26 protein-coding genes, 1 tRNA gene and 1 pseudogene are annotated in these 26,268 nt (G+C 52.8%); 12 read left to right on the top strand and 16 right to left on the bottom strand.

Annotated features, from left to right (window positions below; genetic code table 11):
• Positions 1 to 23: 23 nt before the first annotated feature.
• From OEL83_10940 to OEL83_10920, 5 genes are all read left to right on the top strand, one after another.
• Positions 24 to 341 carry a hypothetical protein gene (locus OEL83_10940; protein ID MDK9707552.1) on the top strand — a complete coding sequence of 106 codons (318 nt, stop codon included), beginning with the start codon at positions 24 to 26 and terminating at the stop codon, positions 339 to 341.
• A gap of 61 nt (positions 342 to 402) precedes the next feature.
• Positions 403 to 1,731: a glycosyltransferase family 4 protein gene (locus tag OEL83_10935; GenBank protein ID MDK9707551.1), complete on the top strand. Its 1,329-nt coding sequence runs from the start codon at positions 403 to 405 to the stop codon at positions 1,729 to 1,731.
• Positions 1,724 to 2,500, top strand: a complete 777-nt coding sequence (locus tag OEL83_10930) for a class I SAM-dependent methyltransferase (GenBank protein ID MDK9707550.1) — start codon at positions 1,724 to 1,726, stop codon at positions 2,498 to 2,500. Before OEL83_10935 ends, OEL83_10930 begins: the two co-directional genes overlap by 8 nt.
• 57 nt (positions 2,501 to 2,557) lie before the next feature.
• Positions 2,558 to 3,025: a TetR/AcrR family transcriptional regulator gene (locus OEL83_10925; protein MDK9707549.1), complete on the top strand. Its 468-nt coding sequence runs from the start codon at positions 2,558 to 2,560 to the stop codon at positions 3,023 to 3,025.
• The gene (locus OEL83_10920; GenBank protein ID MDK9707548.1) at positions 3,022 to 3,273 is read left to right on the top strand and encodes a hypothetical protein; all 252 of its coding nucleotides are present in this window, start codon (positions 3,022 to 3,024) and stop codon (positions 3,271 to 3,273) included. Before OEL83_10925 ends, OEL83_10920 begins: the two co-directional genes overlap by 4 nt.
• Before the next feature lie 757 nt (positions 3,274 to 4,030).
• Here OEL83_10920 and OEL83_10915 read toward each other — a convergent pair.
• The 4 genes from OEL83_10915 to OEL83_10900 all read right to left on the bottom strand — a co-directional run bounded on the left by OEL83_10915 (position 4,031) and on the right by OEL83_10900 (position 6,920).
• A complete protein-coding gene (locus tag OEL83_10915) occupies positions 4,031 to 4,510 on the bottom strand; it encodes a DNA repair protein (GenBank protein MDK9707547.1) in 480 nt (159 codons plus the stop codon).
• 388 nt (positions 4,511 to 4,898) lie between these two features.
• Positions 4,899 to 5,117 carry a DNA-binding protein gene (locus OEL83_10910; protein MDK9707546.1) on the bottom strand — a complete coding sequence of 73 codons (219 nt, stop codon included), beginning with the start codon at positions 5,115 to 5,117 and terminating at the stop codon, positions 4,899 to 4,901.
• Positions 5,118 to 5,290: 173 nt separating this feature from the next.
• A complete protein-coding gene (locus OEL83_10905; protein ID MDK9707545.1) occupies positions 5,291 to 6,034 on the bottom strand; it encodes a hypothetical protein in 744 nt (247 codons plus the stop codon).
• 810 nt (positions 6,035 to 6,844) lie between these two features.
• A tRNA-Thr gene (locus tag OEL83_10900) sits at positions 6,845 to 6,920 on the bottom strand.
• 738 nt (positions 6,921 to 7,658) lie between these two features.
• Between OEL83_10900 and OEL83_10895 the strand changes: the two are divergent.
• Both OEL83_10895 and OEL83_10890 read left to right on the top strand, forming a co-directional pair.
• Positions 7,659 to 7,946: pseudogene (locus OEL83_10895) on the top strand (septal ring lytic transglycosylase RlpA family protein).
• Positions 7,947 to 8,021: 75 nt separating this feature from the next.
• Positions 8,022 to 8,240 carry an SPOR domain-containing protein gene (locus tag OEL83_10890; GenBank protein MDK9707544.1) on the top strand — a complete coding sequence of 73 codons (219 nt, stop codon included), beginning with the start codon at positions 8,022 to 8,024 and terminating at the stop codon, positions 8,238 to 8,240.
• Between the two features lie 24 nt (positions 8,241 to 8,264).
• Here OEL83_10890 and OEL83_10885 read toward each other — a convergent pair whose 3' ends face one another.
• The 6 genes from OEL83_10885 to rpsT form a co-directional block, all read right to left on the bottom strand.
• Positions 8,265 to 8,924: a phosphoribosylanthranilate isomerase gene (locus OEL83_10885; GenBank protein MDK9707543.1), complete on the bottom strand. Its 660-nt coding sequence runs from the start codon at positions 8,922 to 8,924 to the stop codon at positions 8,265 to 8,267.
• A gap of 9 nt (positions 8,925 to 8,933) precedes the next feature.
• Positions 8,934 to 9,707, bottom strand: a complete 774-nt coding sequence (trpC, locus tag OEL83_10880; protein ID MDK9707542.1) for an indole-3-glycerol phosphate synthase TrpC — start codon at positions 9,705 to 9,707, stop codon at positions 8,934 to 8,936.
• 19 nt (positions 9,708 to 9,726) lie between these two features.
• Complete coding sequence (gene trpD / locus OEL83_10875) at positions 9,727 to 10,770, bottom strand: anthranilate phosphoribosyltransferase (protein ID MDK9707541.1); 1,044 nt, start codon at positions 10,768 to 10,770, stop codon at positions 9,727 to 9,729.
• Between the two features lie 37 nt (positions 10,771 to 10,807).
• Positions 10,808 to 11,413 (bottom strand): aminodeoxychorismate/anthranilate synthase component II, encoded by a 606-nt coding sequence (locus OEL83_10870; protein ID MDK9707540.1) that lies wholly within the window; start codon positions 11,411 to 11,413, stop codon positions 10,808 to 10,810.
• Between the two features lie 3 nt (positions 11,414 to 11,416).
• Positions 11,417 to 12,910: an anthranilate synthase component I gene (gene trpE / locus OEL83_10865; GenBank protein MDK9707539.1), complete on the bottom strand. Its 1,494-nt coding sequence runs from the start codon at positions 12,908 to 12,910 to the stop codon at positions 11,417 to 11,419.
• A gap of 198 nt (positions 12,911 to 13,108) precedes the next feature.
• Positions 13,109 to 13,381 (bottom strand): 30S ribosomal protein S20, encoded by a 273-nt coding sequence (gene rpsT / locus OEL83_10860; GenBank protein MDK9707538.1) that lies wholly within the window; start codon positions 13,379 to 13,381, stop codon positions 13,109 to 13,111.
• A 322-nt stretch (positions 13,382 to 13,703) separates the two neighbouring features.
• Here rpsT and OEL83_10855 point away from each other — a divergent pair, with 322 nt between their 5' ends.
• A complete protein-coding gene (locus OEL83_10855) occupies positions 13,704 to 14,801 on the top strand; it encodes a cyclic nucleotide-binding domain-containing protein (protein ID MDK9707537.1) in 1,098 nt (365 codons plus the stop codon).
• A 22-nt stretch (positions 14,802 to 14,823) separates the two neighbouring features.
• On the opposite strand, the gene OEL83_10850 is transcribed toward OEL83_10855, so the two are convergent.
• The 5 genes from OEL83_10850 to OEL83_10830 form a co-directional block, all read right to left on the bottom strand.
• On the bottom strand, positions 14,824 to 17,067 hold the full coding sequence (locus OEL83_10850) for a U32 family peptidase (GenBank protein ID MDK9707536.1): 2,244 nt from the start codon (positions 17,065 to 17,067) through the stop codon (positions 14,824 to 14,826).
• Positions 17,067 to 17,597 (bottom strand): bifunctional pyr operon transcriptional regulator/uracil phosphoribosyltransferase PyrR, encoded by a 531-nt coding sequence (gene pyrR / locus OEL83_10845; GenBank protein ID MDK9707535.1) that lies wholly within the window; start codon positions 17,595 to 17,597, stop codon positions 17,067 to 17,069. The genes OEL83_10850 and pyrR overlap by 1 nt, the downstream gene beginning before the upstream one ends.
• Complete coding sequence (locus OEL83_10840) at positions 17,594 to 18,181, bottom strand: formyltransferase family protein (protein ID MDK9707534.1); 588 nt, start codon at positions 18,179 to 18,181, stop codon at positions 17,594 to 17,596. Before OEL83_10840 ends, pyrR begins: the two co-directional genes overlap by 4 nt.
• A 3-nt stretch (positions 18,182 to 18,184) precedes the next feature.
• Positions 18,185 to 18,805, bottom strand: a complete 621-nt coding sequence (locus tag OEL83_10835) for an IMP cyclohydrolase (protein ID MDK9707533.1) — start codon at positions 18,803 to 18,805, stop codon at positions 18,185 to 18,187.
• An 88-nt stretch (positions 18,806 to 18,893) separates the two neighbouring features.
• Positions 18,894 to 19,286, bottom strand: a complete 393-nt coding sequence (locus OEL83_10830; GenBank protein ID MDK9707532.1) for a S4 domain-containing protein — start codon at positions 19,284 to 19,286, stop codon at positions 18,894 to 18,896.
• Positions 19,287 to 19,513: 227 nt separating this feature from the next.
• On the opposite strand from OEL83_10830, the gene OEL83_10825 reads away from it, so the two are divergent.
• Complete coding sequence (locus OEL83_10825) at positions 19,514 to 21,031, top strand: fumarate hydratase (GenBank protein ID MDK9707531.1); 1,518 nt, start codon at positions 19,514 to 19,516, stop codon at positions 21,029 to 21,031.
• A 105-nt stretch (positions 21,032 to 21,136) separates the two neighbouring features.
• On the opposite strand, the gene OEL83_10820 is transcribed toward OEL83_10825, so the two are convergent.
• The gene (locus OEL83_10820; protein ID MDK9707530.1) at positions 21,137 to 22,408 is read right to left on the bottom strand and encodes a U32 family peptidase; all 1,272 of its coding nucleotides are present in this window, start codon (positions 22,406 to 22,408) and stop codon (positions 21,137 to 21,139) included.
• A gap of 175 nt (positions 22,409 to 22,583) precedes the next feature.
• Here OEL83_10820 and mnmA point away from each other — a divergent pair, with 175 nt between their 5' ends.
• From mnmA to OEL83_10805, 3 genes are read left to right on the top strand one after another with little or no spacing between them, the layout of a single operon-like run.
• A complete protein-coding gene (gene mnmA / locus OEL83_10815; protein ID MDK9707529.1) occupies positions 22,584 to 23,636 on the top strand; it encodes a tRNA 2-thiouridine(34) synthase MnmA in 1,053 nt (350 codons plus the stop codon).
• Positions 23,633 to 24,955, top strand: a complete 1,323-nt coding sequence (mtaB, locus tag OEL83_10810) for a tRNA (N(6)-L-threonylcarbamoyladenosine(37)-C(2))-methylthiotransferase MtaB (protein MDK9707528.1) — start codon at positions 23,633 to 23,635, stop codon at positions 24,953 to 24,955. Before mnmA ends, mtaB begins: the two co-directional genes overlap by 4 nt.
• Positions 24,945 to 26,189, top strand: a complete 1,245-nt coding sequence (locus OEL83_10805) for a CinA family nicotinamide mononucleotide deamidase-related protein (protein ID MDK9707527.1) — start codon at positions 24,945 to 24,947, stop codon at positions 26,187 to 26,189. Before mtaB ends, OEL83_10805 begins: the two co-directional genes overlap by 11 nt.
• The last annotated feature ends 79 nt before the right edge of the window (positions 26,190 to 26,268 follow it).

The following is a 26,268-nucleotide window of genomic DNA, read 5'->3' as shown; positions in this document are numbered from 1 at the left end:
TAAGTTCATACACGAAGGAGTTGATGATTCTCAATACAGCAGCTCCAGCAGAACCCAACTCCTCCGACAGGCTTGCTTACAGTGCTGAAACGGCAATGACCGGTTTATTTACTGGGTCAACGGCAGATACCACGGCGACTCGACGTTTACTCCAGGATTTGTTCGTTACCGAGGCTGATATTCTCCCTGGTATCGAAAATAAGATTCTACGGATCAAGATCCATGGTGCTTCCCGGCCCGCGGCCAACAGATCTCTCCAGTCACTTTTTGAACAGCTTAATGAAACTGAAATTATTTACCCAGGGACGGACATCCGACTCATTTATGAACTTGGAGTATGATAATGGTTAGAAAACTGATTTTGGTGCCAGAGAAACTTCCCGCAAGTAAGGACTTCTGAATATGAGAAAAAATCACGCCATTTCGGGTTTTTGTGATGAGAAATCGCTCCCCGCCGATGGCATACCGGAAGGCTGCAATAACGATGCGCACAAACCCTTGCGGGTTCTGTTCGCGTCTGGCGGTTTTTTTGCCTTTGCTGGCAGTACCAGGCGGTACCGCCAATATTTCCGGCGGATGCCATTCTATGGCATCCAGCCGGTGGTAGCGACCTCCCCCCCCCTCCGGCTCAAGAGCATGGATGGATTAGCAAGCCCTCCGCCGATGAAGGGATTGGTGATGCGGGCGCGGGTAGACGACACACCGGCTGTTTCGATCCGGCCTTTTGGCGAAAGCAAAATAGTCAGAAGATTCATACTTTTTCAGCTGGTCTATGGGATGCTGCTGACCAACCGGGACATCCGGGTGGTGCACATGCTGCAGCAGGCCAAGCCCAAAACGTTCCTCTGGGCACTGATTCTGCGCCTCTTCCCCGTGGTGAGAATCCTGTCGATTACCAAAGATTACGAAGTGAAAAGCCGGGCCCTCAAGAGGTTGCAACGCCAGCAGTATGATTTCTACGATGCCATCATCTGTCAGTCTGAAGACCAGCGGGACTATTTACTTCAATTAGGAGTCAGGAGGGAAATACAAATCGTGGCCAATGGCGTCGATACCGAGGTGTTCCGCCCTGCGTCGACTACTGAAGACAAACTGCGACTGCGGCAATCTCTCGGACTGCCACTGGATGAACCGGTATTTCTTTACGTCGGGTCAGTACAGCCGCGCAAGGGGACCGACATACTGCTTGAAGCGTGGCAGACGGTGGTGAACGCGGGGAGCAAGGCCAGGCTCTGTATCATCGGGCCCCGGTTCGATCTCAAGAACCCAAAATGGGCGGATTTTACCGCTGCCATCGCCCGAGCGATGGCAGGCCCCGGCATGGAGGATTCGGTAATTTTTTATGGGTTCAAAAGCAATATCGTCGATTACCTGCAGGCAGCTGACGCTTTCGTCTTCCCGTCCGAAAACGAGGGCGTCCCGAATGCGGTTCTGGAGGCCATGGCCTGCGAACTGCCCTGTGTGTTGACTCCATTTTTCCGTGATTCGACGCAACTCGGCCAAGCAGAGCAGCATTTCATCCTGGTTGAAAGAAGTCCCGCGGCCCTGGCGAAAACTCTCCTGAAGGTTGCCGAGGGCCCTGAAGAAGCCCGCCGTGCCTACGGCCGACAGGCACGTGCACTGATGATTGACACCATGAACATGAACCATGCGGTAAAGGTCCATTGCGATCTCTATCGGAAGCATTGTGCCTGCCGATTCGTGGGGGAGGGGGATTACTCCTTTGAGTGAAGAAGAGTCCAGTTACCTTCTCCGGCACCGCCGGAAGCTGAAACTCGGCCGCTGGCGCGCCCTCTATCTGTTATTCATCGAACGGATGGACAGCCGGAGTCTGGCGGAAGTCGGGTCTGGAAGCCCAGAGTTTCTGGCCCTGGCGCCCGCGATGATTGCGGAAAAGCATGCCATCGACGTCGGCACCGAGTTTCAGGCCGACTTTGCAAGGTTCGGTGCGGTGTTTCATCGGTGCGATCTCGACCAAGGGCCGGCCCCCCACCTGGAAAATATCGAAATCGCAGTTTGCTCCGATGTCTTCGAGCATCTGCGGGATCCCCTTCGAACCCTGAAGATGATTGGCGACCTGCTGGCTCCTGAAGGGGTTCTGTTTGGCCATGTACCCAACGAATATCTCTTGCACAACGTTCTGCCGATCATGCGAGGCTTGCGCGAGGGGGTTCTTTATCACGATGGTTTCAATGAGTGGGAGAACCCTCACCTGCGCCGCTTCACCGACATTGGTTTTCACCGGTTTCTGCAGACCCAATTCATCTACAACCTGAAGATTACCGAATTCTATTACAAAAAATGGCCCCGCAGGCTGACCAGGCTGGGGATCGTTCCACCCTACTTCATGGAACCTGGACCGACCTACGCCAGCACCAACAGTGCGGTGGTCTATGAACAGCTTTGTGCCATCAAGAAGGAACTGCTCCGCGATCGGAAAAAGACAAGGAATCTGCTTCTTGAACTTTATCGACAGGGAGATGAATTGGGCGCCCGTTAGCAGACCGAAGCTGGCTCTGCCGTTGCGCGGGTACTGATCGTTCCCCATTATCCTTATTTGACGGAGAACGATTCCGGTTTCTTCTTCTCGCCGGAAACCCTTGAAGATCTTTATAATGCCGCCCTTTGGGGCGGTCGAAACGACATTCTTCTTGATTATCTGCATTTCCGCCACTTGACCGGGCAGTTGCCGGACTGGCTGCGGCGCACCGCCAAGGGATTGCAGGACCAGCATGGGGTGGAGAACGCGCTCCCTCTCAATATCGACAAAAAGGAGGCGATCGTCCGCGCGGCGATCCGTATTTTCATAGAAAAAGGGTGTGCGGATACGAGCATCGCCGATATTGTTGCCGAGGCGGCAATCGGTCGGGGAACCTTCTATGTCTTCTTCAAGAACAAGGACGAGATCTTCATAGACAGTGCCGAGCGTCTCTTTTTCGATCTGTACGCGGACGTCTGGCAGGAGGTAAAGGATGACGGAACATTGTGCTGCGATTGCGCAAACGGGCCTGGAGCTTTCTTGTGACCTATCCCAGGTGGGCCGACGCAATGAACCTTCTCCGCGGTGCCTCGGTGAGCCCTAATTATGCTTTCGGTGAGAAGTACCGACAGATCGTGCGGCAGATAACAACTCCCCTCGTCCGTGAGATACAAAAGGGTGTGGAGCAGGGTGTCATCCGCCCCATCAACCCGACACTTGCCGCCCACCTCTTGTTAGGAGTAGTTGATTACTGCGGGTATCTCCATCAATTGGGACGGTACAATGAGATATAGCTCTTTAATGCTATCAACAATTTCCTGCTTCACGGCATAGAACAGCGTGAGACTCACTAAGTGTAGAAACCCGCAATAATGACACCGTACCCACATTAATCGAGAATAAGGTTCAAGGCTCCATCTGGAAAAAGGTGCACTATTAGTCTTAATTTTCGGCGGGTCGGTGATTGTCTTAGGTTCGATCTGTAAAGTGAATGCCCGACACATTCAGTTTATATGTTTCCTGAGAGCGTATGATCGGATAACAACACAGAATTGGTCAGAAATGGAGCAACTGCAAAGAAGAGCTATCCAAAGAGCATCTTAATCTGGAGGGAATCCTTATTGATTAAAGGTATCTACTGTATATACGTAATCAATTGGTTGCCTCGAACACCTAGCAACATAAAAAGGTCATATTGATCTTTTGAGAAGCAAACATTTCATGACAGAAAAATAAAAGGTAGAAGCCTCAGATTGTTCCTGAGTCTCCGTGATGGTCAGTGAGTATACGTACCAAACCTATTCTTCTACTTTTAACTTGAGCTTTTACTTTCGGTAAGCCATGTTTTGATGGTCCTTAGCACGTCCAGCCTCAACGGATGCGTAGTCGATATATAATACTCACTCACCAGCGGCGAGATTATTACAGAGATCGAAACCCTTTTTCATCAATACTCTCAAAAAGCAACTGGAGATGCATCTGACTAAAGTCTCGGTGCTTAAACAGACCGCCCGCTAAAACCTTTTGAGAGAGGATTTCAGATCTAAGAGATTAACACTGTCCTATGTCGCTAAGAGATGTCACGTCATCTCCTACGATTATGTGATCCAGCACCAGAACATCAATAACCAACAAAACATTTTTTAAAATACGTGTGATCTCAATGTCTTGTCGTGTTGGCTTACTAGTCCCTGAAGGATGGTTGTGGGCCAAAATTACCGAGGCGGCATTTAGACGTAGGGCTTCTTTGACCACTTCGCGAGGGTGAACAACTGTAGAATCGATAGTACCAAAAAACATTTCTGTCCATTTAATAATCCTGTGGTTACAGTCTAAAAACAGACAACCGAAGACCTCATGCTCTTTTTTTATGAGAAGGGTGGAGATCGCCTCCTTTGCATCTTCTGTCGATCCAATATAATCAGTTCCTTTTTTCAAAGCGTCACGAGTGCGACAACGACCTTCTTTGATGATCATTTTTGACGTTGCAGGGGTATATTGTCCCTGTTCGTTTTGGACAAACAATATCATGGCCTCACCTCGTTAGGCATCAAAGTAAAAGACCATGCCAAGAACAAGAAAAATGTAGCGCTCCGATTAGACTTTATTCGAAATTGGTTATTCGTATTTTATAGGGGGATTACCCATTCTCTTCTCCATCAAAAATCATAGTTTAGTTACATGTTGTGGTCCGAACGCACCAATCTAATTATTGATTCTTAAATATTTCTGACATTTCCAACAAACGGAAAATTTTTTTGTGGCGGAATGAAAAAAAGAGCTTTCTGGTGTGATCCTATCTGTTTAAAAAGTTCATCTGGTCGTTTTTGTATGTGAATAATGCTATGATATTTCTGTTGTGAGAGAGCGACTTCCGGCCTGCCAGCCAATTCAAGGGAAGTCGCTTTTTCGTGTCCGGTCATTTAAGTGGCACATTTTGTTTCTGCAGGTCATCTGAGGTAGAAATCCGCCTCGCTTCCATGAATGCCACAACATCATCGACCAAATATCTCACTGATTTTCCATTTTTTACGTAAGGAAAACCACGTCCATGAAACCGATCGTTCCGTAGGGTTTGTAATTTCCGTCCTGTCATCGCCTCAACTTCCTTTTCACTAATCCATTTTTTTTCTGCCATCACATATTCTCCTTATGTTGAATAATATAAAACCCAATACCCTGTTGGATATGCGTGGATAATTACACAATCAAAAAAAGGCTGCAGAAGCAAAAGCGGGGATAAATTGGGGAAAACAAAGAGGTGATACAGGGGTAAATTAGGGGTAAATTGGGGAAGATAAGGGAGTGTAGTTATTTTTTATTGTTTCGCAACATCCATGCATTTAATTCAGACGGTAATGCCGTCACTGTCCCTGTACCGACTGACGACGCGGGAAAATCCTTATCACGTTTTCTCCAAAGCTTAATGGTTTTTGCGTGGACTCCACAATACTTCGCTATCGTCTCTAAGGTTCGCAACGGTTTTTCTTTTTCCCTCAATGTTACGGACATATCTTTTTGGGCGACAGGTTCAACAGGAAATGGAGATTTCGAATTCGTATTACTTGAATGTAACATTTTTAACAGACTAAAATTCCATTCATTAACCAAAATGTTATCTCTTGAAACTTCCACTTTCTTAATCAAAGGAACGAGCCTTTCAGGGTACTCAAGTGAGCGAAATCTAACGCCCTCATTTGTGTCTCCGGCATTGACATATGGATCTATTTCGTGTGATTGCCCAGCAGGACGCGATTCCAATGCTATATATTGATCCCGTCTTTCTATAAATGAGGAAAGGTAAACAGGCTTCAAATTTACTAAAATCATTGGCACATCAGCAGGCCGAATATCCAGGAGGCCATTCCATTCTCTGAGACCTCCCAAGACATGTTCAGTACTCCTTTTCCAAAGAAGACCTGTATACCAAATTGACAGATACACATCTGTAGGGTTGCTGAAAAAAGAACCATCATTATTGCTAAGCATTGCTCTGCGTAAAATATCGTTCTCGGTAGTCTTTATTTTATCGGCCGTCTCTTTGAGAAAATACACTCTATCCCAACCCTATTTAGATCATTTCCTTGATATAGAAATCGAACTGGTAGGCCGTCAAGGTTACGGCTTTTCGGTAGCTACCCTATCCTGTTTGAAAACCGATTATATTGGGACTTTTTTGGGTTACCCTTTTCGAGCCCCAGTTACCCCCTACATGAACAAATTGTCAATTTAATTCTCAAAAACCATTACAAGGATTTCTTTCTTACTCTCAATGGTCAACAAAAGTAATCTACTTGTGCTGCTCGAAATTGAGACAGATGGTTGTGATAGAAAGTGCGGTGTGAGGATCCGGATCAATCATCCTCGGGCAGCAGGAGGAATGACTCGAAATTGTCAGAAGTCACTATGGTGGGTCTGCATTGCGGATAGGCTTCTACGAAGGTCTTCGGGAAACGGGCCATTGCTCTGACATTCCAATTGAATATCCAGGTAAGAAAAACCAGCCTGATTCTCCTCAACATAGTCCACTTTCTGTTGTTGGGTGATGCGTCAGAAGAAATCTTCCGCGCTCATCCCATGATGAGCAAGAAGCTTTCGCCGCTCACTCTTTCATTCTGGAGTAAATATAATAATTCCAGATTTGAATCCACGTTGCTTATCCATTATTCAACTCTGCAAGTGGGTCTATAGTTTGGCAATTCTGATTTATTGCATCATTGATTATGTCCCCGGCCAGATCTGCCGCTTGTCTTAATGCATCATCCCTTAAATGAGCATATAGGGTATTTCGGACAACCTGTGGGGAATGGTGTGGGGAAAAGAAAAAAGGACTTACGACATAAAGCCATAAGTCCTTGAATTTACTGGAGCCAGCAAGCGGAATCGAACCGCTGGCCTGCGCTTTACGAGAGCGCCGCTCTACCAACTGAGCTATGCTGGCAAACATCGGAAGATCGAGAGAACGTATGCAACAAAAGGCTCCGCGACTTCCAGTAGGCCTATATATCAGGTACTTCTTGAAAGTTCAACTATTATAGAAAGCTTGGACTCTTTGATTTACTCAAGGTTCTTCTGATATTTTCCTGCAAAATCGGGATAGTACAACAAACTCTTTTCGCTCTTTGCAAAGAAAATCAGTCTCCTCACTGCCAAGCTCCGGCGTTACCCTGCCATTTTTTCGCTACCAATTTTCGGTTGGTTTTTGACTATTACAATCATTTCGAACATAATAGATGCAGTATGCTCAGGTCTTTGCCCTATCCGAGGCCTGTTGCAGCGAAGTGTTGTTGGTCACCAACCAGCCATTCTTCAAGGGTCGCCGGCCTGGTATGCACATAGATACCTCGTAAATCTTTGCAAGGGTTGCTGAGAAGCGTTCTCGCTTTTGGCCTTCTTAGCTGCCTTCTTTTAATCAAGGCTGTATTATCAACCTATGATGTACCTTCTTCACCACCGGATGGCCTTGTGCCACCGATTATCCTCGCGAACCCTTAAACAGCTATGTAATGCGGCTTCCACCCGCTGGCTGACGGCGGGTCTACCGGGGGTAGTTTGCCTTCTGGCGTTCAGTATATTTTTTCTTTTGCCAAAAGGAGCAGAGGCGGGAAATATTTGGCTGAGAAGCAAGGAACCATTTGTTATTGCAGAAAAATCATACTATTCAACCCCCTCATCAAACGGTTTTATCCAAAAGGGCTTTGCCTCGTGGTATGGTCCTCCCTTCCATGGCCGTAAAACCTCAAATGGTGAGCTGTATAACATGCACTCGCTCACTGCCGCCCACAAGACTTTACCTATGGACACCGTCCTCCTGGTAAAAAATCTCGAAAACGGTAAGAACACCCTGGTCCGCGTCAACGACCGAGGCCCATTAATCAGGGGAAGAATTATTGATTTAAGCTATAAGGCAGCTAAATCACTGGGAGTTGTCGGCAACGGCACCGCTAAGGTACAAATCGTTACCCTGGCCGATGGGACGACCACCAGAGAAGGTGAAACTGCCACCCCAGACAACGAGGATTATGCATTGGGGGAATTTTTCGTGCAGATTGGATCTTTCGCAAAAGAATCGAATGCAACGAGGCTACAAAAGCGCTTCACTGATGCCGGGCATACCACAATCATCCATAAGTCTTTCAGCCCTAAAGATATTTTATACGGCGTCCGGGTCTATGTCGGCAAGACATTGCATAGCGCCAAAACTGCGGAAAAGGCCCTCATTGAAAGCGGTTATAGGGGGGCATTCGTGATTGCCCGTTAAGGCCCGAAAAAGCTTACAGGAAAATTAGCGACGGTCGGCCTCACCGACCATTTCCATGACTGTCTGCAGACGGCGGATGTCTTTTACTCCCGGCCGCAATTCAATTGCTGAATTGATATCAACCGCATAGGGCGCAACTTCCAAAATGGCCTGGGCGACGTTTTCCGGCGAAAGGCCGCCGGCAAGGATAACCGGACGCTGCAACTTGAGTTTGTCGATAATCGACCAGTCGAAGACCTCGCCGGTCCCCCCCTTGGCGCCCTTCATATAGGTATCAAGAAGAAAGGCATCGACGCATGTTTCGTACGGGGTAAAGGTGGCGCCGGAACTCTCGGCACTCACCCTGAATGCCTTGAGGAACCCGCAGCTGGGCAGCAGGGCTCGTAATTCTCGGCAATACTCGGGGCTTTCGCTGCCGTGCAGCTGGACAAATGACAATCCGGTTCCAACCGTTTGCACCACCTCGGTAAGCGGCGCATCAACGAAGACCCCCACCCGCGCTACAAACGGCGGCAGTTTCGCGAGGATGCTGGCTACCGCCTCCCGGCTGATGTATCTCGGGCTTTTCGGGTAAAAGATAAACCCCAGGGCATCGACGCCAAGGCGAGCGGCGCCGAGGGCATCTTCCAGCCGGGTGGTGCCGCACATCTTGACACGGGTTCTTCGGATTGGCCGCTGCTCCATGAGCAACCCCTAGCCCCTCAGTGAGCGGAGCAGGTCACTATCGGCACCGGCGCGCATCAGGGTTTCACCGATAAGGGCAGCTTTGATGCCCTCCTCCCGCAACCGGCGAAAATCCTCAACCGTCTTCAATCCCGACTCGCTAACGACTGGAATCTCAGAGGGAATAAGCTTTTTCAGCCGAAACGTCGTTGCCAGATCAACGGCGAAGGTTTGCAGATTGCGGTTGTTGATACCGATGAGCTGACTTTCCGCCTTGAGGGCTTGTTCGGTTTCCCGCTCATCGTGGACTTCCACCAGGACATCCATGCCGCATTCAAAGGCGCAGGCCTGATAATCGGCGATTTGCCGCCAGTCAAGGATTGCCGCGATGAGCAGGATGGCATCGGCCCCATGCTGCACAGCCTCTTGTATCTGCAATTCATCGATGATGAAATCCTTGCGCAGTACCGGCAAGTTCACAGCCTCACGCACCTGCATGAGATAGAGCAGCGAACCTTGGAAAAAATCGACATCGGTGAGCACGGAAATCGCCTGGGCGCCATTTGTCTGGTAGTTGCGGGCGATATTCACCGGCTGAAAGTCGGCGCAAATGACGCCCTTTGACGGCGAGGCCTTTTTCACCTCGGCAATGACCGCCACCCCGGAATACGCGGTTAGACTCTTGCGAAAACCCCGTGGCGGGGCAATTTCCTTGCCCTGGAACTCTGCCGGTAAAACGATGCCCTTGGCCCGCAATGCGGCAACTTCCTGTTTCTTTTTTGCAACTATGGTATCAAGAATCATGGTCTGAGAAGAAATTCGTTTATGCAGCAGAGACAGAACGACAAAATGCCAGTAATTGTTCAAGTTTAGCGAGAGCCGCACCCGAGGCGATGACCTCTCTGGCGAGCGCTACCCCCGATTTAATAGTTTCGCTTTTGCCGGCAGCATGGAGGGCGGCCCCGGCATTCAGCAGCACCATATCAAGTTTCGGGCCGGCCACACTCCCTAATACCTCGCGCACCTGCTGCGCCGACTCGGCAGGACTGGCACCGCCGCGAATCTCTTCAAGGGTCGCCCTCTCCAGGCCAACATCTTCCGGGCAAATAGTATAGGTGCTCACCCTGCCGTTTTGCCCATCGGCGACATGCGAGGTTCCGGTAATGGTCAACTCATCAAGATTGCCTTCACCCCAAACGACCAAGGCCCTTTTCATTCCCAAACGGACCAGCACCTCAGCAAGAACCGTGGTCAGCTCCCTGGCAAATACCCCGGTGAGCTGGACGTTGGCCCCGGCCGGATTGGTCATTGGCCCGAGAATATTGAAGATGGAGCGGATGCCGATTTCCCGCCGCGGGCCGATGGCGTGTTTCATCGCCCCATGCAGCATAGGGGCAAAGAGAAAACCGATACCAACAGTGCGAACACACATTGCGACCTTATCCGGCGAGAGGCTGAGGTTTACACCAAGGGCCTCAAGGACATCGGCGCTGCCGCAATGCGAAGAAACCGCGCGGTTGCCGTGTTTAGCCACGGGGATTCCTGCCGCAGCCACGACAAAGGCTGAGGTTGTCGAAACATTGAAGGTCCCCGAGCAATCGCCGCCGGTGCCGACGATATCCATCAGTACCTGACCGGAGGCGGTGTTTATGCCCGAGTCAACAAAGGTTGCCTTTTCACGCATAACGCGAACCGCGCCGACAATTTCATCGATGGTTTCACCCTTCATGCGCAGGGCGGTGATAAAAGAGCCTATCTGGGCATCGGTGGCATTGCCGCTCATGATCTCGTTCATGACCGCCACCATCTCCGGCTCAGTCAGATCCTGGCCTGTGACAACCCTGTTTATCGCTTGTTTGATGTTCATAATCCCTTTTACCTATTGAGTTTTCCTTCAAGGCGCCTCAAGGGCGGAGCATTTGCAGATACCCGGGGTCCATAAAATTTTTCAGCAACTGGATACCCGCAGGCGTCATGATCGACTCAGGATGAAACTGTACTCCCTCGATAGCCAGCTCCCGGTGTCTGAGGCCCATCAACTCTCCCTCATCGGTCCGGCAAGTCACCTGCAGACAATCGGGCAGGCCCTTTTCTTCAACCACCAGGGAATGGTAACGCATGCCCTCGAAGGGGTTGGGAAGGCCAGTAAAAACCCCAATCCCATCGTGAGTCATTGGGCTGGTCTTGCCGTGCATAACGCGCCGCGCCCGAACCACCAGGCCGCCAAAGGCATCGCCTATCGACTGATGACCAAGACACACCCCAAGGATCGGTAATTTGCCGGCGAAATATTGTATCGACTCGATGGAAATCCCTGCTTCCTTCGGGGTACAGGGACCAGGCGATATCAACAGCCGATCGGGTCGTAGCGCCTCAATCTCCTGGACGGTGATCTTGTCATTGCGAAAGACTTTAATATCTTCTGTCCGACCCTCCGCCAGGGCGTTGGCGGCAACAGTTTGGACAATGTTATAGGTAAACGAATCGTAATTATCTATTATAACAAGCATTTCCTAAAATCCTTTCTCAGCCAGCTCAACCGCCCGGCGCAATGCCAATGATTTATTGACCGTTTCCTCAAACTCCTTTTCCGCTTGAGAATCGGCAACGATCCCTGCCCCTGCCTGAATCCACAGATTATCGCCGTGCATGACAAATGTCCTGATGGTTATACAAAAATCCATATTGCCGGAGAAGCCAAAATAGCCTACCGAACCGGCATATGCACCCCGCTTGTCGGGTTCCAGCTCATCGATGATCTGCATGGCCCGGATCTTTGGCGCACCGCTCACAGTTCCGGCGGGGAAACAGGCGGCCATGACGTCAAATTGGTCCTTGCCGTCGGCGATCTCGCCATGAACCCCGGAAACGATATGCATGACGTGACTGTAGCGCTCAATGACCAGAAGATCCTGAACCGTCACATGGCCGCCCTTGGCGACACGCCCCACATCGTTACGACCGAGATCAACAAGCATCAGATGCTCTGCCGTTTCTTTCGGGTCGGCAAGAAGTTCCTTCTCCAGGGCCAAATCTTCCTCTGCGGTTGCACCTCTCCTCCGTGTTCCGGCGATGGGTCGCAGCTCGATGTTCCGGCCGTCTTTGCGCACCAGGATCTCCGGCGACGACCCAATCTGGATAATATCGCCCAGGCGCAGGTAAAAGAGATAGGGGCTGGGATTAATATGCCGCAGGGCGCGGTACAGCACGAGGGGCGGCAACTGGGTACGGGTATGAAAACGTTGAGAGAGCACAACCTGAATGATATCGCCGGAGAGGATGTACTCTTTGGCCCGGTCCACCATGGCGGCAAACTGCTCTTTCTCCATATTCGAGGTAAAGACGTGGAGCGCCGGGCTTCCCACCGTACTTTCCTGAAACAGGGACGGCGCCACCGGCTGTTTGATCCTGGCGATAACCTCGTTGATCAGAGCCACGGCCTCGCTGTACAGGGTCTCACCATCTCCCCCAGCGGTCTGCACCCAGCAAACTACCGTTACTGTTTGCTTAAAGCTGTCGTGTACCAGGACGATCTTTGGCACCATAAACGATGAGTCGGGAAGACCTGTAGCTGGCCGCTGGTCGGGAAGGTCCTCCATGAACCTGACCATATCATAACCAAGGAAGCCGACAGCCCCGCCGCAAAACCGGGGAAGATGGTCATACTCCGCCGCTCCAAACTCGGCCACAAGCGATTTCAAGGCATCGAGGGGATTGGCTGTAAAACATCGCTTACCGCCATGCACCTGGCGCACAGTCACTAAATCGCCGGTAGAGGTAAAGGTAACCAAGGGATCAAAACCGATAAACGAAAACCGGCCCCATTTCTCGCCACCCTCCATGCTCTCGAAAAGAAATGCGTGGCTCTGGCCATCCGCAACCTTGGAAAACAAGGTCAAAGGGGTGTCAAGATCCGCGACAATCTGGGTGGAAACCGGTACCAGCCGGTTCCCCTGCATATCGGTTAAAAACTGCTGCCTGTCTGGGCTAAAAATTCTCTCGGCCATGTCCCCATTACCATTACATTCCTTGTTATTCCGGCCATTGGCCGACGATAAAGAAGCAACATACCAGTTGCCTCCCCGTCTTGTCCAGTCCTGGCCATCGGCCACAAAAAAAAAAGAGCCATGAAATCCTGTGATTTCATGGCTCTTTCATCGACCTTACTGCTCCCCACACTTTAGGGGGTTCGGTGCTCCAGCAGATTATGCAGCGGAGTTCATAGCGTTAACTCGTTTGGTCAACCGAGAGATTTTTCGAGAGGCAGTTTTTTTATGAATGGTGCCTTTGCTCGCGATTTTGGCAACTACCGAAATGGCCTTTTTCAGGGCTTCCTGCGCTGCGTCTGTCGAACCGGAGGCAACAGCTTCATCGAGTTTGCTCACTACCGTCTTGATTCTACTTTTGTTCATTCTATTACGCAAACGTTGAGCCTGAGCCTGACGACTTCGTTTTTCAGCGGATTTATGATTAGCCACGTAGGTACTCCTCCTGTAAATATATCATCTCTTCAAAATCGTTGATTTTCTCGTATCGCCAAAATGCCATCCAGCCCAAAGGCCAACCCTGCCGGCAACCAGGCGCATTTAACATTCAAAGATCGCAATTTATAATGCACCGGAAATAATATGTCAACAGATATCATCAGAAGATCAAGGACGACGACCGGCATGGAAAACTACTCAGATTAATTGACACTTACAGCAAAGATAGGCTATGTTGGCTGTTCAGGATAAACACCGGGATGATTTATCATTTCACATACCTGTTCAAATGATATCAACATGCAGGGCTAAATGTATGGGGTTTCCGAAAATACTCTTTCGTATCGTTGAAAATCGTAACTGTCCGATGTACCAGTACGCCGATGTCTTTGAACTATCAGGTATCGCCATCCCGCTGCTCGCTGAAATCGAAAACAGTTTCATCACCACTACCATCATCAAATATCCCACCGACCGACACGTCTGTAAAATCCTTAATGCCGATCTCGGCAGGATAGTCATCCAGTACGAACGGGCCGATAAAATCCCGGTGTGCATGATCAGCTGCAGCGGTTGCACCGGAGCAATCAAACTCGAATACAGCAAGGAAGAGCACCTGGCAAGGGGCAACAAAAACACCTTATCGGATGAACTCGGCTCGGTGGTGCACCTCCTTAGCAGTTTTTCCTTCTTTAAAAATATCGATCAAAAGCACCTCGACACGGTGGTCAGCTACTTTACTATGAATACCTACGCCGCCGGTGACATCGTCATTCGCAAAGGCGATCCAGGGGGCAGGTTCTTTATCATCGTTTCAGGAAGCGTCAATGTCTTAAACGACGCTGGGATTATCATCTCTACCCTCGGCAAGGGTGAGGTATTCGGGGAGATGAGCCTTATTTGCAACGATGCCGTCAACGCCACGATTCAGGTGAAGGAACCAAGTTCGATCATCTTCATCAATCAGCCCAGTTTCCAGAAAATTCTCGATATCTATCCGGCGATTCAGCTGTATTTTTCGAGGCTCATGGCCGAACGTTTGAACAAGTCCAACAAGATTCGGGCGGAAGATCTGTCATCGGGAATCAACGGCAACCTCACCGAAATTCCCGCCGAGGCACTGTTTCAGACCCTCAATATGAACAGCAAGACCGGAATTCTGACCATCACCGACCTCAGCAAGGGTACCGCCCGGTTTTCTTTTCGCCAGGGGGCGCTTATCAAGGCCAAATACAGTGAATATTCCGGAGATCTGGCCTTTTATCAGATCCTCAAGGAAAAGTCCGGGCGGTTCCGCTTTACCCCCGGTATCGCTCCGGAGGACTTCAGCACCCCGGAGATCGGCTTTTTCATGAAACTGCTCATGGAGGGCATGCGCCGCATGGATGAAGGCAAACCCCAGAAGACCAATTGATTGGCGAGAAATGGAAACGGAGCTACAAAAGCGTCCCGAGATAATTAAAGGTGGGAAGCTTGCCATAGCGTCCTGAATTGGCGAGACGTTCTTGTAATTCCTGGAGATTCTTCTTCGAGTCCCGGCCGCCTGACACATCGATCACCACATAACCCACCCCTAGCTCGCGAAGCTCCTGGAGATAGGGCAGCAAGGAAAATGGTTTTTCCGGGAAGGTCTGGGTACAGCCATCCATCTTTTTAATTATATAGCCCTCGTCTTTCGGGCTCTTTATCTGCCGGTCAAAATGGAAATGGCTGGCGGCAAGCCGCGAGGTGTACAGGGCCGGCGCGCCATAAACCGTCAAACCGATGGGAATGGAGCGCTCTGTGGCGCGGTAGTCACCGTCGCCGACCGGTTTCTTCCCTTTGTCGGCAAGAAGATCGGTAAGCGCCTGGCGATCTACCTCAATTGCCGCCTGGGCCTTGGAGATCCCAAGCCCACCGGCCAGAGCGAGAGCCTGACTGTTAAGCAGATTCATGGTGTAATCGGCAAAGAGCTGGACCTTTTCACCGCCAAACAGCGCTACCTGACTGACATGGCCAATCTGAAAGCTCCGAAAACCGGTGCGCACCAGCACGGCGATCTGTTTTTGATAGCGGGGAAGATCATTTTCCATAATGATCGGCGGCAAGGCCCAGATTACCATGCGCGCCCTTCGACCGAGGCTGCCCTTAATCTTCCCTGCCTGGCTGAGAATCTGCTTATCAAAATTGACAAGAAACCGGTCGGGCGCAAGCGATGGCGGCAGGTCGCCAAGGAGCGTCTTGACCGAATCGATTTTCAGCCACCATTCCATGGGGAGGCCTTTTTTCGGCGTGGCACGGCCGTGGAGCTTGCCAGCCTTTTCGCCTTTATGCTCTTCGACGGGACTTTCAGCCACCTCGCCGGTGCCACAGACCTTCGCGGTTATCTGCTGGATGGTTCGCCCAAGCCTTTTGCGTACCCCGGCCAGTTCCCTGGCGATTTCCGCCGTCGGCAAAAAGCCTGAGTTACCAAGGCCGCCTCCCGCGCTGTCGATCTTATACACCTCAACATGACCACCGGGAGCCACCTCGAACCCTGTCGGCAAGGCAATCGACACCTTTTGGCCGACAGTGGCCTGGTCCTGCTCATTCCCTGCAACAAAAAGGGCCTTCACCCGCAACGGCGTGCGCTCGCCCGAGGGCTCCAGGTGCAGGCGCAGCCTGTCGCCGACACACAAATCACCCTTCAGAACGAATCTGCAGATCCGTTCATCCCCCGCCGTTTTCACGGTAGTAAAACGACCGAGGTGTGCCCCCATATTACCGGAATGATAGGGAGTAATCGCCTCGGCCGGCTGGGGCGAGAAAAAATAACCGGACGAGGTCTTACGGCTCATCGCCCTGTCGGCCAGCTGCTTTGCCTTGGCAATGGCCCTTTCCTGGTCCTCCGGGGCGGCGTCAAGCACCTGACGATAGGCCCCAACGATTGACTGCACATAGTGGGCCGAACGTAACCGTCCCTCAATCTTCAAAGAGGTGATGCCGGTCTGCAGCAGGGCAGGCAAGACGTCCAGGCCACTGAGATCATTCATGGAAAAAAGATACCGGGAAGGATCATCCTTTTTGCCATGACTGCGACCCTTCTGGCTTGCCTCGCTGTAGGCCCGCCGACACGGCTGGACACAACGACCGCGCAACCCGCTTTTGCCGCCGAGGTACGATGAAAACAGACAAAGGCCGGAATAGGAAAAGCACATGGCGCCATGGATAAACACCTCAATCTCGGTGTCACCGCGGCGCGCAGCAATCGCCGTTATCTCCTTCAGGGTGAGTTCCCTGGCAAGGACCACCCGCTGACAGCCAAGGCCCGCGAGAAAGGCAACCGCCTCCGAGTTGTGGGCGAGCATCAGGGTTGAGGCGTGCAATTTCAATTTGGGGAAAGCGCTCTTTACCAGCTGGATAATCCCGAGATCCTGAACAATCAGGCCGTCCGGCTGGAGTTCCTGAAGCAGCGCCAGATTTTCGATGACCAGCGGCAGCTCTTTTTCAAGGATGAGGCTATTGGCAGCGACAAAGAGCTTCTTGCCGAACTGGTGGCAGGAGCGGATCATCGCGCCGATTTCTTCAAGGCGCAGGTCGCGCGCCAGATTGCGGGCATTCAAGCCGGGGGCGCCGACGTAGATGGCATCGGCGCCGCTGTCCAAGGCAGCCCGGAAGGTTTCGACACTTCCGGCCGGGGCGAGGAGTTCGACGGCCGCCATCAGCTTTCGATGATGACCTCGCCATCCGCGCCCTGGTCACTTAGCAGCACCTTAATCCGTTCGTTTGCCAGAATTGCCGTAGTCATTCCGGTGAAATCGGGCTGGATCGGCAGTTCCCTGCCCCCCCGATCAACGAGGGCTGCCAGCTGGATGGTCTGGGGGCGACCGTAGTCCATAATGGCATCCATGGCGGCACGGATGGTCCGGCCGGTAAAGATAACGTCGTCGACAAGGATCAGATTGGTATTATCGACATCGAAGGAGATCTCGGTGGTCTTGACCACCGGGTTTTGACTGATCAAGCTCCAGTCATCGCGGTACAGGTTTATATCCAGCGATCCGAAGGAAATGTTTTCACTCACCTGCCCCTGTATGGCAGCATGGATCCGCTTGGCCACATAAACGCCGCAGGTATGAATGCCGACTATTGCCAGGGAGCCGCCGCCGTGGTTCTTTTCGAGGATCTGCAAGGTAATCCGTTGAATGGCCAGATCGATATCATGGGCCGACATAATAACTCTTTTACTCATACAGCACCTCGCACCCTCTCCCAAAAGAAATCAATACCCCGTTCATCGACTCGGTTGATCGCTTCGGGGAAGGCTTGACACTCAACCGCAAACACCTTGTCAGCGATGGTGTCGACATCGTCTTCGTAGGCAAGCTCGACACATTTTTGCAAAATGATCGGGCCCTGGTCATACTGCGCATTGGCAAAATGGACCGTGCAGCCGCTCACCGTGCAGCCACGGGCCTTGACGGCGCTGTGCACGTGGTGCCCGTAAAATCCGTCACCACAAAAGCTCGGAATAAGCGCAGGATGAATATTGATCACCGCCCGGGCAAGCTTCAGAGGTGGGGTATAGAGTTTCAGATAGCCGGCGAGAACGACGATATCGATATCATAATCCTGCAAGACCTTATTGATACCTTGATTATCGGGCCGGTAAAAGGCCGGATAGCCGTATCTTTCGGCCTTGCTCAGCCCAAGCACGCCCTCGACGTTGCCGACAACCACCTGAATCTGGGCCTTGAGTGTGCCCTTTTCTATTCGCTCATGGAAGTTATCAAGAGTTCGTCCGCTGCCCGACAATAATACGGCCATCTTCAGCATGGTTTATTCTCCGGAAAAGTAGCTGTTTGCCGCGACATCAACCTGCTCCAGCCATCTGGAAATGGCGGTATCGTAGACCGACGTCAGGGCAAAAACCTTTTTCATTAAAGCGAACCGGGTCTTGAGAGACGTATTGCCGGTGGCCTTGATCTCCCGCAGCACCTGCGGATAGTCGGCGGGATCGACAATAACGGTGACATCGTGGAAATTTTTGGCCGCGGCGCGGAGCATGGTCGGCCCGCCGATGTCGATATTTTCAATGGCATCGGCCAGGCTGCAATTGGGGTTGGCGACGGTCTTTTCAAAGGCATAAAGATTGACGGCGATAAGATCGATGTTGCGCAGGCCGTGGGCGGCGCATTGCTTCTGGTGATCGTCATTGGCCCGTTGATTGAGAATGCCGCCGTGTACCTTGGGATGCAGGGTCTTTACCCGGCCATCAAGCATCTCCGGAAATCCAGTGAATTCTGAGACGTCCAGTACCGCAAGACCCGCGTCTCGAAGTTTCTTCGCCGTCCCGCCGGTTGAAAGCAGTTCAATGCCAAGCCCTGCCAGCTCGCTGGCAAAACCCTCGATGCCGGATTTGTCGGTGAGGCTTATCAACGCTCGTTCTATTTTGTGCATGTTTGTCTCTCTTTCGGTTCTTCAAATTGTGGTTATGGAACTGCTCCTCTCCACCAACCATCTGCGTGGAATGTAAGGTCAGTTCCAATCAATCGTTTCTGGTAAATGACCGAATCTTTCTACGATCGCGCTTCCCGGGTTTCTGGGCAGGGGCGGTAAAACCGGCATTGAGCATCTTTTTGAGGTCCCGCTGCTCCTCCCGGGCGGCAATGCTTTCCGCCGACTCAACATACAACAGGCGCGCCTCCGGGGCTGGTCGTCGCAGTTTGGAGATTGCCAGTACGGTAAGATGAAACTCCATGGTGCCGATGGTCAGCACAAGCTTGTCGCCCACCACAACACTGTGCGAAGCCTTGCCCCGATTGCCGTTGACATGAACCTTGCCCCCGGCCACGGCCTGGCTGGCAAGGGCGCGGGTTTTATAAAAACGCGCCGCCCACAACCATTTATCCAACCTGACAATTTCGGTTTCTTTTTCCATCGACTAGTCACCTTAAAGGCCCTGAACCAGCGGCATAATCCGCCGGGAAACCCACAGAATACACTGAATTTTCGAGAAACGCATGAAAAAGCTACCAAGGAAACGCCAGCTTTCCGGTTTTTCCATACACTATGGCTTGACCGGTAAGGGAGAGGGAGCTATTATCCACCGGTGAATGATGAGCCCTCAGAGATCTGCTAAACCTTCAACTTCATTAAGGGATTACCATGACTATCATAAAGAAAAATGATTTTATCGATTCCATTGCCGACAGCCTGCAATACATCTCCTACTACCATCCCCTGGATTTTGTCAAAGCAATGCATCTCGCCTATCAAAGGGAACAAAACAAGGCAGCCAAGGATGCCATCGGCCAGATCCTCATCAACTCGAAGATGGCCGCCATCGGCAAACGCCCGATGTGCCAGGACACTGGAATTGTCAATGTATTCATAAAGATCGGGACTGACTGTAAATTTGATACCGATACGTCGATTCAGGAAATGGTCGATGAAGGCGCCCGCCGGGCCTATAGCCATCCTGACAACACCCTGCGTAAATCCGTCGTCGCCCATCCGGCGACCGACCGGAAGAATACCCGGGACAACACCCCGGCGGTGGTCTACACCGAGATTGTTGCCGGCGGCAAGTTAGAGGTGCATATCGCCGCCAAGGGTGGTGGATCAGAAAATAAAAGCAAGGTGGTCATGCTCAACCCCAGCGACTCGATCGTTGAGTGGGTCAAGAAGACCGTTCCGACCATGGGCGCCGGCTGGTGCCCACCGGGCATCATCGGCATCGGCGTTGGCGGCACCGTCGACAAGGCGGTGCTCCTCGCCAAAGAATCCCTCATGCAACCTATTGATATTCAGGAACTGATCGAACGTGGACCTGCCAACAAACTGGAGGAGTTACGCCTGGAAATCTACAAGGCGATCAACGACCTCGGCATCGGCGCCCAGGGCCTGGGTGGCCTTACCACCGTCCTTGATGTAAAGATTGCCGAATACCCGACCCATGCTGCCTCCCTGCCGGTGGCGATGATCCCCAACTGCGCCGCCGCCCGGCATACCCATTTCGTCCTCGACGGCAGCGGCCCGGCAGAGCTAACTCCACCGGACATCAACCAGTGGCCGGACATCTCCCTTGCGGCCGGTGACTCGGTAAAACGGGTGTCCCTCGAAGGCATCACCAAGGAAGAGATCGCCACCTGGAAGGCCGGCCAGACGCTGCTCCTCAACGGCAAGATACTCACCGGCCGTGATGCCGCCCACAAGCGCATTCAGCAACTGTATGCCGATGGCCAACCCTTACCGGAGGGAGTCGACTTCAACGGCCGCTTTATCTATTACGTCGGCCCGGTCGATCCGGTGCGTGACGAAGCGGTCGGGCCTGCCGGACCAACGACTTCTACCCGTATGGACAAATACACCGATATGATGCTGGAAAAGGCCGGTCTTTTTGGCATGATCGGCAAGTCGGAACGCGGTGATGCAACCATTCAGGCCATCAAGGACCACAAAGCCGTGTACTGCATGGCCGTCGGTGGTGCCGCATATCTGGTTTCCAAGGCAATCAAGAAATCCCGGGTTGTTGCCTTTGCCGATCTCGGGATGGAGGCAATCTACGAGTTTGAGATTGAGGATATGCCGGTGACCGTGGCAGTTGATGCAAGCGGTGAGGCGGTCCATAAGACCGGCCCGGCCTTCTGGCAGAAAGAAATAGCGAAAATGAATAATATGTAATTTATTCGTGATGTTACACGAAACAGGCGGCTAAGTGAAGAGCTTTTGCCGCCTGTTTTGTTTCTGGGCGTAGCCCTCACTGTTCTGCCGCTCTTCCCTCCCAAATCAAAGCTTCTTTCGCCGCAGAATGCCGTTGGCCTCGCCCTGCGAGATCTCCGGCTCCGTCACCAGAACTACCCGATTACCCGGATTGGCTTTATCAAGGGAATTCCCCTCGCTATCACGTAAGGCGGTTATGGTGAGCAGCTGTACACCAATGCCCCGGTCCATATACTCCACTTCCTCGCCAACCAGAACCTGATTGCGCAGCTCGACCAAGAGGCTGCTGCCAGGCTCAAGAATTACCGCCACCGGCTCGTAACTCTGCGTTGCCCGGGAGGACAGATAAATCATCTCAGAACTCCCCGGCCGCTCGGTGATAAAATTTTCGGTTGTCCCCCGCGTGCCGGTGCGCTGGATCTCCTCCATAAATTCGGCGGGCAGACGAATCGCTGCCGGATCATCCCAGGCCTCAACCGGCAGCCCCTTGAGGTAATCAAGGGCAGCCCGATACACTCGCACCACGCCGCCCACATAAAATATCGATTTCATGCGCCCTTCAATCTTCAGGGAATCGATCCCGGCGGCCACCAGCTGCGGCAGCATCTCAAGCAAACAAAGGTCTTTCGAATTAAAGATGTACGTGCCGCGTTCATCTTCTTCCACTGGGAAATATTCGCCGGGCCGTTTTTCTTCAACGAGGGCATAACTGAAGCGGCAGGGATGGGCACAGTGGCCGCGATTGGCGTCCCGGCCGGTCATGTAGTTGGAAAGCATGCACCGCCCCGAATAGGAAATGCACAGGGCGCCGTGGACAAAGACCTCCAGTTCGGCAGCCGTTTGCGCCCGGATCTGGCGAATCTCGGCAAGCGACAGCTCCCGGGCAAGATTCAGCCGGACAGCCCCCTGCCCAAGCCAGAAGGCGGCCGCCGGACCATTGGTGACATTGGCCTGGGTGGAAAGATGGATGGGCAGCTCCGGCACGGTCCTACGCGCTATGCTGAGGATCCCCGGATCGGCGATGATCAGGCCATCAACGCCGAGTTGCCGCAGAGACAGCAGATATTCCTCAAGACCTTCGAGGTCGCTATTATGGGCAAAGATGTTGACCGTCACGTACACCTTTACGCCATGCTCGTGGGCATAAACAACTCCCTCGCGGAGGGCCTCGTCGGTGAAATTGCCGGCCTTCTCGCGCAGGCCAAATCGTTTACCGGCAAGATACAGGGCATCGGCCCCGTAATGCACGGCGGTCACCAGTTTCTCATAGGTTCCGGCCGGTGCCAGCAGCTCTGGCATGGCTGGAGTCCGGCCATTGCCGCTTTCATTTTTTTTCATGGTCGAGTATTGTGAAGGCTTATTTTTCCGGCCTGTTCTCCTGCAATCAGCGGCGGCTCAGACCGGGTGCCGCAGGGGTTTTCCCTAAATTGCGGCGGTAATCGACTTGTATGTACGAAGGATACTTTTTCAAGCCCTTTCATAGAGCACAAGGCTCGGGATTGCAACAACAAGAGTGAAAGATACACGGATTGGTATAGCCATGAGCGGCGGCGTCGACTCGACCGCCTGCGCCCTTCTCCTCAAAGAGACTTGCCAGGTCGAGGGCTTTTTTATGCACCTCGCCCAGCCTAACTATGCGGCGCATGAGGAACGGGTGCGAACCATTGCCGCCCGCCTGGGAATCCCCTTGCACGTCATCGACCTGCGCCTACCCTTTAGCGAAAAGGTTCTGGACTATTTCTCCGGCAGCTATTTCAAGGGGCTCACACCAAATCCTTGTGTGATCTGCAACCGCGAGATCAAATTCGGCCTGTTCATGGATGCCATGACAAATGCCGGGATGACGGCAATGGCCACCGGCCATTACGCCAGGATCATTGAAGACGGAAAAATTCATCGCCTGTTCAAGGGGTTTGACCAAAGAAAAGACCAAAGCTACTTTCTCTCGCGCCTCAACCAGGAACAGTTGGCAAAAATTCGTTTCCCTCTAGGGCAACAAACCAAGGAAAGTACCTATCAACTGGTTCAGGGATACGGTTTTGATGATTTTCGGGGACTGGAAAGTCAGGATGTGTGCTTTCTGCAGAATAACGAGATCGGCGAGTATCTTGAGAACCTCGCTCCCTCACAGGAAACCGGCGGGCCGATCCTCTCGACCTCGGGAAAACGACTTGGCAACCACCGCGGTCTGTTTCGCTATACCATCGGCCAACGCCGGGGACTGGGCATTGCCGCCGAGGCACCTCTTTATGTCGTTGGCCTTGATGTCGCGCAAAACGCCGTCATCGTCGGCACCAACCAGGATCTTATGAGTAACCGCATCCTGGCTGAAGGTTTTCACTGGCTGGCCGGAACCCCACCCGATACCGACATGATGTATACGGTTCGCATCCGCTACAGCCATCAGGGCTCGGCAGCACGTCTGGTTTTGCAGGAGGACGGTCGTGGCGAAATTCTTTTTGACGACCCGCAGCGGGCCATCACCCCCGGCCAGTTTGCCGTGGTCTACGACGGCGATGAGCTTCTCGGCTCCGGCATCATCCACTCCGGGAAAGCACCCAAATGAAGAAGGTCCTGATCACCACTCTCGGCTGCAAGGTCAATCAATACGAGTCGGCGGCCTTCAAGGCCGGCTTTGAGGACGCCGGGTTGACCGTAGTCGCCCGCAATGGCCAGGCGGACATCGTCGTCATCAATACCTGCGCCGTCACCGGCAGCGCCGGGGCCCAGTCCCGCCAGGCGATCCATAAAGCCCTGCGCAAGAATCCAGGTGCAGAGATAATTATTTGCGGATGCTATGCCGAGATCGCCGCCAGTGAGCTGGCCGCAGACGAAGAGCTGCAAGGCAGAGCCTATACCCTTATCGGTAACAGCAAAAAAGACCAGCTGGTTGACGAGGCCCTCGCTGGCTCATCCGCCGCGCCAAAGATTCTCCTCGGCAATATCGCGGAAGCATTAGAAATCTGCCGTCTGCCGGTACGCCGCTTCGGCGACCGGGTGCGTGCCTACCTGCGCATCCAGGACGGCTGCGAAAGCTATTGCACCTACTGCATCGTCCCTTTCACCAGAGGGCCAAGCCGTAGTTTACCGATGGCCGAGGTTATAGCCCAGGCAAAGGTCTTTGCCAACGAAGGGCATAAAGAGATAGTCCTCACCGGCATCCACCTCGGCAACTATGGCCGCGATCTCCCGGAAAAACCTGGCTTGGTCGCCCTCCTTGACGAACTGACCCGTACCACCCCGGATGTCGCTTACCGCATCAGCTCCCTGGAACCGCTAGAGATTGACGCCACCCTCCTTGGCCTGATGGCCGAGCGAAAAAACATCCAGCCGCACCTGCACATCCCCCTGCAGAGCGGTCATGACCAGATCCTTGCCCGTATGGGACGACGCTATAGCACCGAGCAGTTTCGGCAGGTTATAAATCTTTGCAAGAAATATTTGCCAGATGCCGCCATCGGCATCGATATCCTCGTCGGCTTCCCCGGCGAAACCGACGACCATTTTGCCGCGGCCAAGGATTTTTTGCAGTCCCTTGACTGCACCTACCTCCATGTCTTCCCCTACTCCATTCGCCCCGGCACCAAGGCGGCGGGATTCGACGGACACGTGGCAAAGAAAGTTAAAGAACAGCGTGTGGCAATTCTCAGGCAACTGAGTGACACCAAGAAAGCTGCCTTCTGGCAAAGTCAACTCGGCCGTATCTGGCCTGTACTCATTGAGGGCCGCCGCGATGCAAACGGCATGTTGAAGGGCTTTACCACCAACTATGTTGCCGTCACCTTTCCCGGACCTGACGATCTGCTGCACAAGGTCGTGCCGGTCAAACTCCTCGAACTGCTGGAAAGCTCTGTCCTCGGAGAAATTGCTCACCATGAAAATTGAAATCATTGCCATCGGCGACGAACTGACCTCGGGAAGAATCCTCAACACCACCAGCAGTTTTGCCGCCCGCAATCTGTTTGAAGCCGGCTATGAGATTTACGGCATGAACACCATCGGCGACACCCCCAGTCTCATTGGAGACGCCCTGAAGCAGGCCCTCAGCCGCGCCGATGCAGTCCTGGTCACCGGCGGCCTTGGCTCAACCGACGATGACCTCACCAATGAGGCGGTTTCGAAGGCCCTCAACCGGCCGACCATGCCCAACCTGGAGATCCTTTCCAACATCCGCACCCACCTCGACGAGATCACCAGCACCCCAGTCAGCCAGCTGGAAAAACTCGCCTGGCTGCCGTCGGGGGCGGAGGCCCTCAGTCCGAAATCGCAGATGGCAGGCTATCAGCTCATTCACGACGACAAACCGATTTTTTTCTTGCCGGGCATCCCCAGCCAAATGAAGCACCTCCTGGTGGAACAGGTGCTGCCCAAACTGTCGACCTGGCAAAAGGACCATAAGCTGACAACCTATCAACGGGTATTTCGCATCTTCGGCCTGCCGGAGATGGAGGTCAACCGGCGGATCAACACCCTCGACCTCAGCCCAGATGTCCATATCGGCTACTACCCGGTCTTTCCCGAGGTCCACCTCAGCCTTACCGTTCGTGACAAAAAAACAAACAATGCCAAGAAGTTGTTCAACTCATCGTGTCAAGCGGTCAACACCGTTCTCGGCGATTCGATCTACGGTTTTGACCGGGACAATATGGAAACGGTCGTCGGCAAACTCCTCTTTGACCGTCACCATAAACTCGCTGTCGCTGAATCCTGCACCGGCGGGCTTATCTGCCGAAAACTCACCGATATCCCCGGCAGCTCGTCGTATGTCCTCGGCGGGGTTGTTGCCTATGATAACAGCTTGAAAACCGAATACCTGGGGGTTTCTCCGGACCTGCTGGCGGCGCACGGGGCGGTCAGCAGGGAAACCGCCGAGGCCATGGCCGTCGGCATACGCAGCCGCAGCCGTGCCGACATCGCCCTGGCTGTCACTGGCGTCGCCGGCCCGGGAGGCGGCACGAAGGATAAGCCAGTCGGCACCGTGTATATCGCCATCGCCACCGCTGAGGAAAACTGGGTGACCAAGTTTCATTTTCGCGGTGACAGGGAACAAATACGAGAAATTACAGCAGAAAGTGGCCTTGACCTCATCAGGAAGTATCTCTTGCAGAAAATTGAATAGCCCCATCATCAACAATCTTGCTGAAATATCCGCGACGGTAAGGTTTTTATGGCATGAGCAGTGTAGAGTAGGCAGCAAC

Source organism: Desulforhopalus sp. (genome assembly GCA_030247675.1).
In the GTDB taxonomy this organism is placed as follows: domain Bacteria; phylum Desulfobacterota; class Desulfobulbia; order Desulfobulbales; family Desulfocapsaceae; genus Desulforhopalus_A.
This window is presented reverse-complemented; position numbering and strand designations above follow the sequence as displayed.

Excerpts from the sequence above, each read along its gene's own strand:
- OEL83_10805 (MDK9707527.1), top strand. The coding sequence starts at position 24,945 with ATGAAAATTGAAATCATTGCCATCGGCGACGAACTGACCTCGGGAAGA.
- OEL83_10910 (MDK9707546.1), bottom strand. The coding sequence starts at position 5,117 with ATGGCAGAAAAAAAATGGATTAGTGAAAAGGAAGTTGAGGCGATGACA.
- OEL83_10820 (MDK9707530.1), bottom strand. The coding sequence starts at position 22,408 with ATGAAAAAAAATGAAAGCGGCAATGGCCGGACTCCAGCCATGCCAGAG.
- OEL83_10825 (MDK9707531.1), top strand. The coding sequence starts at position 19,514 with ATGACTATCATAAAGAAAAATGATTTTATCGATTCCATTGCCGACAGC.
- OEL83_10830 (MDK9707532.1), bottom strand. The coding sequence starts at position 19,286 with ATGGAAAAAGAAACCGAAATTGTCAGGTTGGATAAATGGTTGTGGGCG.
- OEL83_10870 (MDK9707540.1), bottom strand. The coding sequence starts at position 11,413 with ATGCTTGTTATAATAGATAATTACGATTCGTTTACCTATAACATTGTC.
- pyrR (MDK9707535.1), bottom strand. The coding sequence starts at position 17,597 with ATGAGTAAAAGAGTTATTATGTCGGCCCATGATATCGATCTGGCCATT.
- OEL83_10850 (MDK9707536.1), bottom strand. The coding sequence starts at position 17,067 with ATGGCGGCCGTCGAACTCCTCGCCCCGGCCGGAAGTGTCGAAACCTTC.
- OEL83_10915 (MDK9707547.1), bottom strand. The coding sequence starts at position 4,510 with ATGATATTGTTTGTCCAAAACGAACAGGGACAATATACCCCTGCAACG.
- trpE (MDK9707539.1), bottom strand. The coding sequence starts at position 12,910 with ATGGCCGAGAGAATTTTTAGCCCAGACAGGCAGCAGTTTTTAACCGAT.
- OEL83_10855 (MDK9707537.1), top strand. The coding sequence starts at position 13,704 with ATGGGGTTTCCGAAAATACTCTTTCGTATCGTTGAAAATCGTAACTGT.
- OEL83_10935 (MDK9707551.1), top strand. The coding sequence starts at position 403 with ATGAGAAAAAATCACGCCATTTCGGGTTTTTGTGATGAGAAATCGCTC.
- OEL83_10940 (MDK9707552.1), top strand. The coding sequence starts at position 24 with ATGATTCTCAATACAGCAGCTCCAGCAGAACCCAACTCCTCCGACAGG.
- OEL83_10885 (MDK9707543.1), bottom strand. The coding sequence starts at position 8,924 with ATGGAGCAGCGGCCAATCCGAAGAACCCGTGTCAAGATGTGCGGCACC.
- trpD (MDK9707541.1), bottom strand. The coding sequence starts at position 10,770 with ATGAACATCAAACAAGCGATAAACAGGGTTGTCACAGGCCAGGATCTG.
- OEL83_10835 (MDK9707533.1), bottom strand. The coding sequence starts at position 18,805 with ATGCACAAAATAGAACGAGCGTTGATAAGCCTCACCGACAAATCCGGC.
- trpC (MDK9707542.1), bottom strand. The coding sequence starts at position 9,707 with ATGATTCTTGATACCATAGTTGCAAAAAAGAAACAGGAAGTTGCCGCA.
- mtaB (MDK9707528.1), top strand. The coding sequence starts at position 23,633 with ATGAAGAAGGTCCTGATCACCACTCTCGGCTGCAAGGTCAATCAATAC.
- OEL83_10840 (MDK9707534.1), bottom strand. The coding sequence starts at position 18,181 with ATGCTGAAGATGGCCGTATTATTGTCGGGCAGCGGACGAACTCTTGAT.